The sequence below is a fragment of the Paenibacillus sp. J22R160 genome, from assembly GCF_059692135.1.
In genome coordinates, this window is record NZ_JCAUAU010000001.1 from 44,496 (window position 1) to 59,542 (window position 15,047).

The 15,047-nt window shown below is 47.3% G+C and carries 11 protein-coding genes; all 11 read right to left on the reverse strand.

What is annotated here, in order from left to right:
* Positions 1-11: 11 nt before the first annotated feature.
* Entirely contained in the window at positions 12-932 is a 921-nt protein-coding gene (locus tag AC58UW_RS00200; RefSeq protein ID WP_497418708.1) for a class II fructose-bisphosphate aldolase, read from the reverse strand.
* A 42-nt stretch (positions 933-974) separates the two neighbouring features.
* Entirely contained in the window at positions 975-1,637 is a 663-nt protein-coding gene (locus tag AC58UW_RS00205; RefSeq protein WP_497418709.1) for an aspartate/glutamate racemase family protein, read from the reverse strand.
* A gap of 1 nt (position 1,638) precedes the next feature.
* Positions 1,639-3,012 (reverse strand): sedoheptulokinase, encoded by a 1,374-nt coding sequence (locus AC58UW_RS00210; protein ID WP_497418710.1) that lies wholly within the window; start codon positions 3,010-3,012, stop codon positions 1,639-1,641.
* 22 nt (positions 3,013-3,034) lie between these two features.
* Positions 3,035-5,065, reverse strand: a complete 2,031-nt coding sequence (locus tag AC58UW_RS00215) for a hypothetical protein (RefSeq protein WP_497418711.1) — start codon at positions 5,063-5,065, stop codon at positions 3,035-3,037.
* Between the two features lie 2 nt (positions 5,066-5,067).
* Positions 5,068-6,333, reverse strand: a complete 1,266-nt coding sequence (locus tag AC58UW_RS00220; RefSeq protein ID WP_497418712.1) for an amidohydrolase family protein — start codon at positions 6,331-6,333, stop codon at positions 5,068-5,070.
* A 77-nt stretch (positions 6,334-6,410) separates the two neighbouring features.
* Positions 6,411-7,715 (reverse strand): ABC transporter substrate-binding protein, encoded by a 1,305-nt coding sequence (locus tag AC58UW_RS00225; protein ID WP_497418713.1) that lies wholly within the window; start codon positions 7,713-7,715, stop codon positions 6,411-6,413.
* Positions 7,716-7,844: 129 nt separating this feature from the next.
* On the reverse strand, positions 7,845-8,696 hold the full coding sequence (locus AC58UW_RS00230; protein WP_497418714.1) for a carbohydrate ABC transporter permease: 852 nt from the start codon (positions 8,694-8,696) through the stop codon (positions 7,845-7,847).
* A 14-nt stretch (positions 8,697-8,710) separates the two neighbouring features.
* Positions 8,711-9,583, reverse strand: coding sequence for a carbohydrate ABC transporter permease (locus tag AC58UW_RS00235; RefSeq protein ID WP_497418715.1), 873 nt, complete (start codon positions 9,581-9,583; stop codon positions 8,711-8,713).
* A gap of 16 nt (positions 9,584-9,599) precedes the next feature.
* Positions 9,600-10,601 (reverse strand): LacI family DNA-binding transcriptional regulator, encoded by a 1,002-nt coding sequence (locus AC58UW_RS00240; protein ID WP_497418716.1) that lies wholly within the window; start codon positions 10,599-10,601, stop codon positions 9,600-9,602.
* A gap of 998 nt (positions 10,602-11,599) precedes the next feature.
* Complete coding sequence (locus AC58UW_RS00245; RefSeq protein WP_497418717.1) at positions 11,600-12,406, reverse strand: DeoR/GlpR family DNA-binding transcription regulator; 807 nt, start codon at positions 12,404-12,406, stop codon at positions 11,600-11,602.
* A gap of 176 nt (positions 12,407-12,582) precedes the next feature.
* Positions 12,583-15,018, reverse strand: a complete 2,436-nt coding sequence (locus tag AC58UW_RS00250) for an alpha-mannosidase (protein ID WP_497418718.1) — start codon at positions 15,016-15,018, stop codon at positions 12,583-12,585.
* Positions 15,019-15,047 lie beyond the last annotated feature (29 nt).

Here is a 15,047-nt window from a genome sequence, read left to right on the forward strand (position 1 = left end):
AGCCTCCTCGATTATTGGTTAAAAAGATCCGCTTTGCCGGCGCTGCTTAAAAATTCCTTCATTTTTTCCATGACCGTTTGTGTGACGGCATCGCGCCCCGCTTGAAGCATTTCCGGCGGCAGATTTTTGCACTCTTCATTCGTCATCCGTTCTTCACGCCCAAGCGCTTTGAGCAGCGAAAGCTCCAGGTCTGTCGCAATGTTTACTTTGCTAACGCCTCCGCCCGGGAGTTGATACGCGTTACGCATCATTTCCGAAGGCACGCCGGAACCGCCGTGCAGAACAAGATGAACCGGCGTCAATTGCCGAATTTTCATGAGTCGGTCATAGTCGATTTTGGGTTGTTTCACGACATACACGCCATGCGCGGTGCCGCAGGATACAGCAAGCGCATCAACACCTGTAAGCGCAACAAAATTTTCTGCTTCTTCCGGATTTGTGTACAGTTCTTCGTCTTTATCCGTTTCCACGAAGTCGGTTGTGCCAATCATGCCTAATTCAGCCTCAACGGAAACGCCTTTGGGATGGGCATATTCAACAACTTCCTTACTGATGGCGGTATTCTCGTCAAAAGGCTTCTCCGAAGCATCGATCATTACCGATGTAAATCCAGCTTCAATCGCTTCTTTAATCGTTTCTATTTCTTTCGTATGATCCAAGTGCAGCACGACCGGCACCGAAATGTTCTGTTCTTCGACTTGACGGTAGAACTCTTCACCGAATTCCGCCGGCGTTATCCCATAACGAATCAGTTCTTTATGCGAAATCTGCACAATCAGCGGAGAATTGGCTTGCTGACCTGCCTTTAGAACGGCGGCAATCATTGGCGTATAACGAGGTGAGAAGGATCCGATGGCAAAATGGTTCGGTTCAGCGACCTCAAGGGCTTGTTTTAATGTCATTACAGGTGAATTCCTATTTGTTTTCAGCATGGTTTTGCTCTCCTTTGTTTTATCTATCTTTGTATTATCTATCTATTTTCTATCTAAAACTTGTTTGACCCTCAGCATACCTAGACGCGGTGAGCTGAGGAATTGCTTTTGTTCTTCTGGAGCAAATTGATCGATAACTCTTGCCATAGAAGCCTGTGCCAGCACGACAAGATCCGTCTTGGCTGCAAGGCTGCGCAGTATGGCAGCCAGTTCTTCATCATGGCCTTCCTTATCTCCGGCAAGCAGCTTTTGGTAGGCGGAATTGGCCACGACCGATTCGATCTGCACAGCTTTACCGGCCTGCTCGGCTTTCCCAATGATGAGTCTTTGCGTTGGTTGAAGCGTCGTTTCCAGCGTTGCCGCCACGCCGATCGTTTGTGCGGAGGCAACCGCATATTCAGCCATCGCATCATCGATGCGGATGATTGGAATCTGGAGCTGAGGCTGTACACGAGCTACCAGCTCCCCAATCGACGAGCATGCGCTCAAAATGCAGGAAGCTCCTGCTTTTTCCGCAAATAACGCATAGTGGCGGAAACGCTCCTCAATCTCGTCGATCTGCGCACCATTCTCCATCAGCTGCGGCAAAATGGAGTCATCTACCCAGTTCATCACCGTGACTCCCGGAAGCAGTTCGACCGCTAAAGCTTTTAAACTGTCTACAGTGACTGACGTCGTATGAATAATGGCCAGCTTAGTTGTCATCCTAATCGCTCCTTTGCATCCTTTGCAGTGCTTCTGCATAATCGCTATATATTTCGCTGCCAACTGCGGCATGAACAGCAGCGCCAAACGCGGCTTCCTCTTTCACGCTTGCGAACCTAAGCGGCAGCTGCCATTTGATGCTGGCCAACTGCTGCATAGCCCTGTTCTTTCGGATCCCGTTACCGGATACCGCCAGCCTTGTTAACTGCCCAATGAGCTCATCTGGGAGGCACTTCGTGAACCCATCCAATTCATCCAAGATGCCATGAAGAAACCCAACAATCAGCTGCCGAGGATTCAAATTATTCGGGCTAATCCCTTCAATGCTTCCGGTCCTATGCGGGTGCTCTCTTGTTCCGTAGAACTGGGTCCCTACCTTGAGCGGAGGCGCTGAATCTATGAGAGCTTCTTCCGCCAGCCGATTCATAGTTTCATAGAGGCTTCTATCATCTAGCAAACCGAATGTGCTGCAAACCTCACGGAAAAATTGCTCAAGCAGTTCATACGACTTCCCTCCGCTAAGTGAAGCCCCCACAAGCAAGTACCCATCATCCATGAAAGGACGCGTTTCTAAATGCGGGCATTCGATATAATTAGGCGAATAGACAGATACTTGCGAGCCTGTTCCAATATTAACGAGCAGCGTTCCTGCGAATGACGGAACCGCCCCCAAGAAACTGGCTTGGTTATCGCCGATTGCCCACAGCACCTTTTTCCCATCTGCCGTAATTCCCGCTAAAGGGTTATGGCGGACCACTTCAGGAAGGAATTCGGCATCCATCCCAGCCGCAATGACCTTATCTTTGTTAAACTGTCTTTCCCGTAATGCGAAAAGACCTATGCTTGCCGCATTCGAACTGTCGATGCGAGGTGTCTTTTCCATGCAAAGCTGCATGGCCATATAATCGCCTATCGTGCACAGCTTCACCGCATCGCTCGGAAGGCTTCCCTGATTCGTCAAATAGAAATGGGTAACTAAACCATATCCGGTATGCAAGTCATAGCCTGTAAGTTCACTTAACTCAGAGGCGTAAGATCGGCCTGAACCTGATTCCAGCAGCAATTCACCTCGGCCATCCTGCCAAGTCACAAGCGGGCTGACTGCCTGCCCTTCTTTGTTTACATAGAGCACGCCATGCATCTGACAGGAGATCCCGATTGCCCCCACATCATGCCAGACATCCTGACATTCTTCGATTAATGACTGGACCAACTGAACGATTCTGTCCGAATTCTGGGCATGTTCCCAAAAAACCTTCGAAGGCAGCGATGCATCATTGTTACTGGAAACAATTCGTACGACCCGCCCATCCTCTGCGTTCGTCACGATGAGACAAATGGATGTCGTGCCTATATCAATTCCCGCTAAGTACATGAGTCTGCTCCTCTCAAACGATTTACAAACCTAATTCTTTTGCATAAGAAAGAGAAGCTTGCGACGCATATAAAATTAAGCCGATGCACCACGAGTGTGACAACGTCAGCATCATTCCCTTTGGCTGGAAACAGTTGGTATTATAAAATCTTTCTGTCACCATGCCTTTATAGGCATTGAAATCCCCATCTTCCCTGGCAATAAACTGCAGAAAGCAGGCTATATGATCGCGCGTTCGATCCAGATAATAATCATCACCCGTGTACGTCCATAAGCGCAGCATTTCCGGTACGGCAAACAATCCATAGTTGTGCAAGTGCTGGTTGGAAGTTGAGGCCTGATCGGCTCCGCGTGAGCAATATCCATACTGTGCCAGAAGTGAATGTTTGGGGAATTGCAAGTTATATGTCCACCGGAACGTCATCATCCAATCTGCGGAGCTCGACGCAAGCTCAAGCCACAGCGGATTACGGTCATACTCATAAAGCAGCACATAGGAGACGACAGCATTGTAAGCATCCTCGGAAGTCGGCGTTAAATGAACGTCTTCTGGAGCGCCATATATATACTCATTGCGAATGAAACGTTCATAATAACTGCCGCCACGAACCGCTGCCGCGGAGAATTTATCTTCGCCAAAGTAGGCAGCTCCCTCCAGCAGCGCTGCAATCCACAGCATGCCGCCAGCGCCATCCCATTCCTGCACATCTCCCGTTTCACAATCGTAGTAGGAGCCAAAGTTGCCATCATCGCGCTGATGTTCAGCAGCAAACCGAAGATTGGATTGCACAACATGTTCCCACTCCGGATGCGGATTCCCCGCTTCTTTTTCAAAAGCGAGAGCTCGGATAAGGAATAACGTCGCTTCGGATACCGTTCTAGCCTGCAGCCAAGTCTTCTTTGGATTCCATCCTGCCGTCCAGCCACGTCCCAACTCCCACGAAGCCCAGAAGGTTCCGCATGGAGCAAGCCCTGTCGCTATCTTGTTCAAGACCGAAATGCCGGCATCCGAGTAAGCGGCTATTCCTTGCTTCCTGCCATACGTGAGCAGTGCGTAGGCATAAGGAACACCGCTTACCCAACTCACATGCATGTGCGGGCGGTCGCCCATTCCTTTGACATTTTGATTAAACTCGCGATCGAAAGCGGCCGTCTCCCGCAAAATATCGTTCTCTTTATCATAATGCCATTGGTACAGACCATATGCCGTTAATTCACTTGCTTGTTCCAAACCCATCCACGGATTAAGACCATGCTCCTCGCGATGAGTGGCATACATTTGTCGAACGAACGGATTGTAGCTGTGTGCATCAGGAGTACCAGCATACACATACAAATGAAGCTGTACCTTCTCGCCTGGTTTGAAGACATGCATATGGAGATCAGCTGGAGCCGGCACAGCATTCCCGATGAACGTAACCGGCTCCTCTTTATATGGAAAGTTCAACCATATTTCTGTGCCTGCGGCGTTACCCCGAAAGCCTAAACCGCTAAGCCCGAGCGGCGATGTCTCGTCCGTACATAATGCGCCGCATAGGGCGTCATTCCAAGCGAATACAGCGGGAAGGGCTGCACGATCGGCCCGAAAGGACCAGTAATCGGACACCATTTGCTGCGGGTCGCCGCCTTTAAAGTCATAACGCGGATAAGGCCGTAAGTTTTTCTCAAAACGATTCTCTTTGTAAAAGGCACCCGGAATCATCCAATCCGGCTTACCTGTTCCCTCCAGTACACAACCGAACTGCAAGTTGTAGGCTGCATCAGCTTCCCCTGTGAAGTGGATATCAACAAAAACCTCATAATAGCTGCAAACCTCATGCCTCATCTTCCATGTTGAACGCACTTGAAAGTTGTCTGAGCTCCCAGATAGCTGAAACCCTTCGGAAGTCTCCACGAGCTGACTTATAGGGATTAGTTCCTTGTTTCCGTTACGATCGCTTGCCAATAGCAAATGTGAAAAAACCAGGCTCCCTTGATGATTAGCTTCAGACTGAAATATCTGAAACACTTTGCTCCCATCAACTTCGCCGCTTTTGACCATCATCTCCCGCATCGTTATTCCTCCAAGTCTTTTAGCTGATAGATGTCAATTAAATTTTTGCGGAAAATATGATCGGCATATACCATCGCTTCTGACTCATCCAGCGCACCGTCAGCTACTTTTTCCACCAAAACATCCGCAACCACCTTTCGCGCCAACTTCTGATGGGCATAAGTCCCTTCAATGTAGTTATAATCGCCGCCAAAGCCTTGAATTTTCGTCATCGGCACCATTTCAATGAACTGATGCATAATTTGCTTCGCCGCAGTCGGAGAGATAATATAGACCCAAGTCATGTCAGCATACACATTAGGAAAATTTTTCACGATGCTTAAGTACGGTAAGTAGTACGGATAGCCGCTGTGAAGCAGCACGAATTTGGCATCAGAATACTCAAGCAGCAGAGGGATGAGCAATTCCACATTCGAGTTCGAAATCGTATTGCCGTTAGACGAAACACTGACCTCATGATGACCGGTATGAATCTGAATCGGAAGTCCATAAGCCGTTGAGCGCTGAATAATAAAATGAATCAAATAGTCCTGCAAGGCAAGCAGCTCATTATGGGACAGCGACTCTTCCAGCGTGCATCCGAGCAGCCGATTGAAAACCAGTTCCGCCTCATAAAATGTCGGTTTTTCAGTACGTAGTGAACGCCAGTACGCATGCCCGAACTTGGTTGCAACCATGCCCTCCTGGACATATTTATGCAATAAGGTATCCACAGCATCTAAATAATGGCGCAGGCTGTGAACCGTAACGCCAGACATCTTTTGGACAGTTGCGATATCCTTTAATGTTCGTAATTTGAAGGTAAAATCCATAAACATAATGGGCCGAAAGCGTTCGTATGCCAGGTTCGTTGTTTGAATAAGCGTAAAAGCAAGATCAATTCCTGATTTCTCCACCATCACATGGTCGTACCAGTTCGGGTTATGCGTGGCTTGTACGACTTTTTCATTAGCCTCTAGCAGGCCTTTAACATTCCAATCGCTGAGTCCGTACAAATCCTCCATCGCTGTCCGAAACATCCGGGCATAGGTCGTATTTTTCGTTTTTCCCCAATAGGCCATAAACAAAGCGGACTTCTGCTCCACGTCGAGATGACTTTGTCTCCCTAAAGCTCCAGCTTTCATGCCTGCGCTATAAAAATCAGAGTCCAAGTAATGCAGCAGCGAAAATAAATCATGATTTTCTCTTTTCCTAATCTGCGGTGTTGCCAGATGCTCATGACCGTCAATGATGCGGATTGCGTTAATATAATCATGAAGAATGCTCATTTGGAGGTCTCTCCCCTTCTAAATACGCGACTGCTTCTCTCTGAAGCAGCCGCCATTTTTGTGTAAGTCTACTGAGTTTACTGAAGCTCTGGGAACGCCGCTTTCACTTCTTTTTGAAAGGCTGCTACAACATCCGCATAGCTTTTGTTGTCTGTAATTCCTTGACCTGCCGTTTTTCTCCAAAGGCTAAGAATGGAATCACTATATTTGTCGGATTTAATAACCGGCATTGTTTTCATCATTTCAAAGTAAGGCTGAAGCACTTTCTGATCACCAGTCAGAGGCGAAGTATACTTATCCAAATTGGATTCATATACGCTTTGCAGTGCTGGCATGTTCCCTCTCGCTGCCAAATCTGAAGACTGCCATTCTGCACTAGCGGAGAATTTGATGAACTCTGCTGCGATATCTTTGTTCGCCGTTTTGTTATAGATCCCACGGAAAGTTCCGCCGTTGTAGAAGCCCTCCGGTGTTTTGGCAACGCCGAACTTGCCGGCAGCTTTATTATCTTTGTTGCCGATCATGAACGTTGCCCACGCTGGCATCGCCACCAAGACGACACTGCCGTCATTCAAAGCATTGCCCCAACCTGCCGACATGAAAGGCAATTTGCCGTCCACGTTGTTGGCCCGGATATCTTTTTGGCTGTTATATACTTTTTCCCATTTCGGATCCACATTTAATTTGCCGTTCACATAGAAAGGCTGCGTATTGTAGCTGGCGATATCAAACAAGTCCCCAGCGTTTGCAATGAGATGAACTTTGCCATCGCTATCCTTGGCCACTTTTTTACCAAGCTCGATGATCTTATCGTAACTGTTCACCATTTCACTGATTTTGGCGGAGTCATCTGTGCCAAGAACCTTTTTGGCATTATCTTTTAAATACCAGAAACCGCCTGGTGAAGATTGATCTGAGATCGCTTTCATCTTGCCGTCAGATGATTTACCAAGCTCAGAAACGTAGGGAATATAGCCTTTCACTAAGTCATTTGCACCCATTGACCCAAGATCCATTAAGAAAGGAGATTCAATAAATTTCCCCACATAGCTTCTTTCAAGGTCAATCACGTCAGGCACATCTTTGCCGGATTGCAAGGCTGACAGCAATTTAATTTGGTACTGATCGCCAGGGAAAACTTTCACATCCACTTTGACATTCGGATATTTCTTCTCAAAAGCGGTCGCAATGCCTTTCGTTCCATCGAAGAATGTCCAAAGGGAAAGCGTACCGGAAAGTTTGGCCGGGTCCACCGAAGCAGCCGGAGCAGCCGGGGAGGATGCCTGCGTGCTTTTCGTATCTGATTTCGCGCCGCAAGCCGTTAAAACGCCTGTAGTAAGTACCATGGTCATTAAAAGTGAAGTCCATTTTTGTGCTTTCAAGATCTATCGCCCCTTCTAAAGTAGAGTAATTCTGAAAAACAGCAGTAATCCTATAGATATGAATTCGAATAGGTGACTTAATGACAACAGGTGATCTTACGCGCATCACTCCTCTCAAGCCTCGCCTGATTAGCCTTTTACAGCACCGGCTGCAACGCCGCTAATAATTCGCTTCGACATGAAGGAGAAGAACACTAGAATCGGAACAACGGAGATTACGATCCCTACATACTGCGCGCCAAAATCAGAGGAGAATTGCGATTTCACGCTCGCAATCATAACCGGCAGGGTCTGCAAATCGCCATCGAACAAAATAATCATCGGCACGAGGAAATCATTCCATTTTCCAATGAAAGCAAAAATCGCTAAAGTGGCCAGCGCCGGACTCATTAAAGGCAAAATGATGCGATGGAAAATCTGCATCTCCCCATATCCGTCAATTCGGCCGGACTCAATGATCTCCGAAGGAACGGAGGTGTCAGCGAATTGCTTGACCAGGAAAATGCCGAACGCATTATACAAAGAGGTGAGCAAAAGCGGGTAATACGTGTTGAGCATATGGAAAACATCCATTAATTTATAGAAACCAATAATGCCCAATTGCCCGGGAATCATCATCGTACCCAGCGTTATCATGAATAGAACGCCTTTGTACTTAAAGTTGTATTTGGAGAAACCGTATCCCGCCAGCGAAGCGAAATAGACATTAATGATCGTGGCCGTAACGGTGATAAATACCGTGTTTCCAAGCCCTCTCCATATGTTCACCGTATCCATTAACCGCTGGTAGTTCACCATGAACTGGTTGCCGGGCACAAGGAGCAGCTTACGCGCAATGTCGGAATTGGTATGAGTAGACGTGATGAGCATGCTGTAAAAAGGAAGCAAACAAGTCAATGCAATCGCGATCAGCACCACATAAATGATCAATTTCAAAACAAGCAGATTAAATTCAAGCGCTTTCTTTTCTGTTTCAACCATAGAATCGTCACCTCCTATTCATTGAACTTTGAAGCTTTAGCCGTAATTGCGGTCAAGATCATTACAACTATGAAAATGCCATACGCGACAGTAGCTCCGTAACTGTAATCGAAATTTTTGAACGCGGTTTGATACAAGTACATCACCATCGTTCTTGTCGTATTATTCGGTCCGTCACCTAGCATTAGCGGTGCATCAAAGAGCTGAAGGCCGCCGATAACCGACGTGATAAACGTAAACAAGAAGACTGGGCGCAGCATCGGGAGCGTGATGTACAGCGTGCTTTTCCATTTGCTAGCCCCGTCCATCTTCGCTGCTTCATAAACCTCATCTGAAATCGATTGCAAGCCTGCGATAAATACAATCAGGTTGAATCCAAAATATTGCCAGCAAATGACGCCAGATACGATGGCCCGCGACCACCAAGGACTGCTAAACCAGTTCACAGGATCATCTACAATACCTAGATTCATCAGCACCTTGTTGACCGAACCGGTTTGCCAATCGAACATGAGGCTGAACATGACGCCAAGCGTAATTGGAGTAATGATATGTGGAAAGTAGTACACAGCCCGGAAGAAATGCTTCCCTCGGATAAACTTTTCATTCAACACAATAGCCAGAACGAGAGCAACCGTCAGCTGCGGTATAATCGACATGAGCCAGATAATCAAGGTATTTCCAATCGTCTGGTAAAAATAAGTATCATGTAGGAGCCGAGAGTAATTGGCTGCACCGATATAAATCGGATCCGTAAATCCGTCCCATTTGGTAAAACTTAAATAGAACGTATATAGAATTGGAATTAATCCGAAAATACCGAAACCTATGAAAAATGGTGCTATGAACAGATAACCGTAATTAGATTTATTGATTTTGGAATTCAACGGGCACAACTCCTTTCTACAGTTCGGCACAGGATTGACGAATGATGAGGGAAGGTTTAAATAAATGAGAGGTAAGTTCAACTTCTTCTGAACCTTCGATCTGGGCAAAAAGACCTTCAGCCGCCGTCATACCGACCTGTTTGAGCGGTTGACGAACCGTTGTCAAAGGTGGTAACACCCAGCTCGACAGTGTGATATCGTCAAATCCGACGATTGACATTTGATTAGGAACTTGGATGCCTGCCTCTTGGATTGCACGAAGGGCGCCGATGGCTGTTTCATCGCTTGAAGCAATGACGGCTGTATATCCTTCTTCTTTTAAAAGCTCTTGCATCGCCTCATAGCCGCCTTGATTGGTCCAATCTGAGCTCACGATCCACTCCGGCCGGCACTCCATTTGCAGTTTGCTCATCGTTTGCTGCAAGCCTTTGAGACGATATTTGACAGGTGCCATATGCGTCGGGCCCGAAATATAAGCAACTTTGCGATGCCCCAATCCGTGCAAATAGGTAACGATATCCGATAACCCCGCTGCGTTGTCAATGTCCACCGAGAATAATCCGTCCAACTCCCCATGATCACCGATCAGAGCAAGCGGATACGGAATATCCAACATATTCTCTAGGTGTTTGGGGTCTCGCTTCTGGAAGCTCAGAAGAATAATGCCGTCCACATGGCCTTCGAAAAGCAGATGGAGGAAAGAAGCCTCATCTTTTGAATTCGATGTTCCACTATAGAAGATACAGTTGTAACCCTTCCTATTCGCTACCTCTTCAATTCCTCTAATGATGCCCGAGTAGAATATATTCGAGATATTATCGACGACGATACCAATCGTATTCGTACGGCTCATTACTAATCTTCTCGCATTTTCATTGCGGTGATAATTTAGCTCCGCGATTGCCTTTTCTAACGCGTCTTGCGTTTCTTTCTTCACTTTTTGCCCATTTAAGTATCGCGAAACGGTACTTTTCGATGTATTCGCTACCCTAGCCACATCGTGTATGGTTGGCCCCATGTATCTTCCCCCACTATATTTATAGCTTTCGATTTCTCACACTTTCGGGAACGTTCCCAATTTGTTTTGAAAAGGAAAGTTCGAATCGTTCGGCTTGGTTAAGTTCAACATTGGGATCGTTCCCAATTTGAATTAGCCGCATTCCTTGCATGGACCCTTTTGTGATTCTTTAGACTAGCCCCGTCCCGGTTTCAACTGATCGGACTAACTTGTCGCTGAAACAGCGACCTGTTCTCCCTTCGCTGTGCGCGAGACATTGCCACTAGGTCTTTCACATGAAAGCCCTTCAAACGGATGGTAAGTATGACTGAATAACGTTTGGGATCGTTCCCAAAATTAAAAACTACTGTTTCTTATTTCTCTATGTTACCGCTTACAGAGAAGAATGTCAACGTTCTTTTTAGCTTACAACTGCTATGCTTTAAAGACATTGTACACCGCGGTTAGTCACCCGTTCTTCGTAAATGTAGCACCCTATTCGCCACAGCAGCGATTATTCGGCGTTACTTATAAGTAATCCACCCTTCACCCATTTGCCCACTTCCGCGGGACCATCCATTATGGTGCCACAGCTGAAATAGATGGAAAATCTACCGTTAATCTGCACAGCTCAGTGGAAAGAAATGGAATAGCGGTAGAATCTCCATCTAAGTCGTCGGTAGCTGCACGAAATCTCCCGGATTCGGAGAAATTAGCGGTAGAAATTCCAGCTAGTTGAGCAAAAGTTGAGCAATCGCAGAAATTAGCGGGAGAAATCGGCGCTACTTACAAGTAGTCCGCCATCACCTATTCGCCCTCCTCCGCCGTGGTCGACCGACTTCACTCATTCCCCCACCTCCGCGGGACGATGCATTAGGAGCGCTGCAGCTGAAAAAGCTAGAGAAGTCTATCCAGACTTCCTCAGCAGCGCACAGGACTGTCTGCACATAGACAGCAACAAAAAGCAGGAGCTCCGGAAGCACTGCCGCATCCGAAACTCCTGCTCTTTTTACAACCACTCACTCATCTTGCGCTTGCAGCATTTGCTTCACATCACAAACCAAAACCTCTACGCCGCTGTTTCGAATTTCATCCAGCATGCTCGGATCAACCAAATCGCTCGTAACCAGGATATCTACATCCTGAAAGCTCGAAAAAGAGATCAGTCCCTGCCGCTCAAATTTACTGTGGTCTGCAACCATAACGATCTTCTGACCTGCGGAAATCATAGCCCGCTTCACTTCAGCTTCGTAGAGATCCGAACTCGTAAATCCTTTACGAATGGAAATTCCTGTTGCACCTAGAAAAGAGAAATCTGCATTGTACTTTTGGAGCTCCAGTTCAGCCTGTGGACCGACTAAACTCATTGATTTCTTAATGAGCTTTCCGCCGATAACAAAGACCGAAGCCTCTTCATTTTGACTGCTTTCCTCCGCTACATTCATGCCGTTCGTTACCACCATCAGTTTCGGTAGATGACGGAGGTGCCGGGCAACGCACCAAGTGGTCGAACCGGAGTCCAGGATGACAATTTGATCGCCTTCCACGAGTGAGGCAGCCAATTTTCCGATGGCATCCTTCTCTTCATAATATTGAAATCTCCGCTGTTCAACTGGAGGAATGACTTGCGCATTGTTGTGCAGTTCCTCAAGTAAAATGGCGCCGCCATAATTTTTTTGGATGATGCCTTCCTGCTCCAATTGATTCAAATCCCGACGGATCGTTTCTTCGGAAACGTTAAACTCCTTAACCAAATCCGCAACTTTAACGCTGCGCTCCTGAAAGAGCAGTTCTTTGATCTTCGTTCTGCGATGTACGGCAATCATGCTGGGTCCCCCTCAAATCCTCGAATACCTATTCACCTGCTAGTTTCCGTATCAGAAAGGGTTTTCTGACTGGGGATTACTTCAGTCTCTACTATCTCTTTTCTTGGAAAAGTTGTCAATAGAGCCCCCTATGTGTGCTGAATCTGGCTGTTCCTAGCGGATATCGCCAGCCCACTTTACCACTCGATAAGATCCGTCTCCGTTACTGGCTGTGTTGGATCGGCAGGAACACGGAACGTTTTGATTTCACAAGGGCCGAAATGCGCAGCAATCTCGCGACTCATTCGAGGTAAACGAATGACGGCCTGCGTCGTTTCACGTGTTGTCTCATAGGCTCGGATGATGAGGTCGCCCCCTTCCTCCGCTTTCTTCACAACGCTGACGATGATGTTATCCTGATCCACCGACAGATAGGAATCTTTCTGCGGAAGCTTCCCCTCATGATAAGACTCGATGATCGTTGTTGGACGCTGATTCAGCTCCAAAGCACGCTTCACCGTGCCAGCTTGCTCCCAACTGCCTTGATGCGGCAGAAGCCTGTAGTGGAATGTCTGAATTCCTTGGTCAATGAACGAATAATGACCGTGAGGATCTGGAACTAGCGGATCATGATGCGCGTAAATGGGACTGCGAAGCACTGTCATCGCCAGCTCTTTATTCATGATACTATAGCTGTATTTGGCGTCATTAATGAGAGAAACACCGTAGGAGGTACCTCCATGCTCGCCGACATCACGTAAAATCCCGCCATAATCGACCCAGGTTTGCCCTGGCTCTTCTTCCCCGTTATGCTCCCGCTCCTTAAAGCCATATGGTATTTCATACGTCTGCTTCGTAAATACCAGATTGATTGGGAATACCAATTTCAGCATTTTGAAAGTCTCGCGCCAATCCACGGTCACCTTGACATCAATGTAATCCAACTCTTTGTACATCGCAAAATCTTGAACAATCGTGGATTTCCCGTACTCGCTTTTGACTCGGATCACGGACTTCACGGGTCCATGTTCCACACGCTGTACACTTGTCGCGATGAAATCTCCCATTTTATTGTTAAAATGAAAAACATTATGACTCCACGTATCCGATTTATCTTCGATTACGACAGGTCTTGCCGCTGGTCCGCGGAAGACGTCATATTGCACCTTTTTATCAAATAGGCTGGAAATGAAGCCCGTTTTCGGATCAAATTCCAAATGGAACCGATCATTCTCCAGCGCATAGTCATTCGCTTTGATTGGCTGTACAGCCAGTTTCGGCTCCGGAGAAGCAGCCAACGCCTTATACACGCGATATCCCATAGCAGGCAGTTGAGCGACGAAGCTTAGGCGGAATCTGCCGCCGGATGTTGCCTGAGACTGGACCAGCTGGAAAGGAATCTGCTTGCCGGACTCATCGACCACGATCGTCGTATCCTTCATACCTCCGATTTCCAGCTCCACGTTCACACGGCTTTCCCACGAATGAGGATTAAAAATGACAATCGGCTTCAAGCCATCTTCCTGTTCAATCCTGATATTCCAGGAGAACGATTGAATCGCATAATTCAAACCGCGCTCTGCAATCGTCATCGCTTCTCCATGCATATTCCTTGCATCCGCATATGCTGCCTCCAAGCTGGTGCCGGCAAGGATATCATGGAATTGGTTGAACAGAACATTTTTCCATGCGCGATGATAGTCTTCCGGATACTTCTGGCCAGTTACAAGCTCTGCGAGCGATGACCACTTCTCAGCGGCGATCAAGGTATTCTCCGCTTGTCGGTTCCACTGCTTAATACCCGAATGAACCGCATAACAACCGCTGGCATGGTGCTGCAAGTCGTCATGAACAACCGGAACAGGCAACTCCAAAGCTTCCATGTCGGCAAAAAACTCATTCGGAGCCGCCATCTCCATCGTCGGAAACTCGGGCAGGGCGTTCATCCGCTTAATGCTGTTGATATTCTCCTTCGTCGGACCGCCTCCGTGGTTGCCAACCCCGTAAAAGACCATCAAATTGCCAAATGGGTCCTTCAGTTCTTCCATACAGCGGCGAACATGTTTTTCAAGATCTTTGCCCCAGGTACAGTACTCAAATGGAATCCGGTAAGTCAGCACGCGGCTGCCATCGTCCGATTCCCAGTGAAACAGACGTCCCGGCAAGCCTTTCTCATTAGGCATTGGACGCATAAAAATATAGTAAGGCATTCCACTTTTGAGCAAAATTTGCGGCAGCATGCCGTGATGTCCGAAGCTGTCGACGTTATACCCGACTTTCGCAGTAACTCCCAATTTCTCTTTAAAATAACGCTGACCGTATAATCCTTGACGCACAAACGATTCACCGCCGGGAATATTACAATCCGGTTGTATCCACCAACCGCCCACAATTTGCCAACGACCTTCTCGTACGCGCTCCTTAATCTCTTCAAACATGTTGGGGTCGTTATTTTCAACCCATTCATAATTGGCAGCCGAGCTTGATGTAAAAACAAAATCATCATATTCTTTCATACGGTCGAGGGCCGAACGGAAGGTTGCTTTTGTTTCTTGGAAACCTTCCTGCCACTGCCAGAGCCACACAGGATCCAGATGGGCGTTGCCGATCATGTAAAGTTTTTTTTGTTTCATTATGTTCTCCTGCCTTTCTTAGATATTTG

Coding starts and splice junctions, on each gene's coding strand:
- AC58UW_RS00240 (WP_497418716.1), bottom strand. CDS start 10,601: ATGGGGCCAACCATACACGATGTGGCTAGGGTAGCGAATACATCGAAA.
- AC58UW_RS00250 (WP_497418718.1), bottom strand. CDS start 15,018: ATGAAACAAAAAAAACTTTACATGATCGGCAACGCCCATCTGGATCCT.
- AC58UW_RS00230 (WP_497418714.1), bottom strand. CDS start 8,696: ATGGTTGAAACAGAAAAGAAAGCGCTTGAATTTAATCTGCTTGTTTTG.
- AC58UW_RS00215 (WP_497418711.1), bottom strand. CDS start 5,065: ATGCGGGAGATGATGGTCAAAAGCGGCGAAGTTGATGGGAGCAAAGTG.
- AC58UW_RS00205 (WP_497418709.1), bottom strand. CDS start 1,637: ATGACAACTAAGCTGGCCATTATTCATACGACGTCAGTCACTGTAGAC.
- AC58UW_RS00245 (WP_497418717.1), bottom strand. CDS start 12,406: ATGATTGCCGTACATCGCAGAACGAAGATCAAAGAACTGCTCTTTCAG.
- AC58UW_RS00220 (WP_497418712.1), bottom strand. CDS start 6,333: ATGAGCATTCTTCATGATTATATTAACGCAATCCGCATCATTGACGGT.
- AC58UW_RS00200 (WP_497418708.1), bottom strand. CDS start 932: ATGCTGAAAACAAATAGGAATTCACCTGTAATGACATTAAAACAAGCC.
- AC58UW_RS00210 (WP_497418710.1), bottom strand. CDS start 3,012: ATGTACTTAGCGGGAATTGATATAGGCACGACATCCATTTGTCTCATC.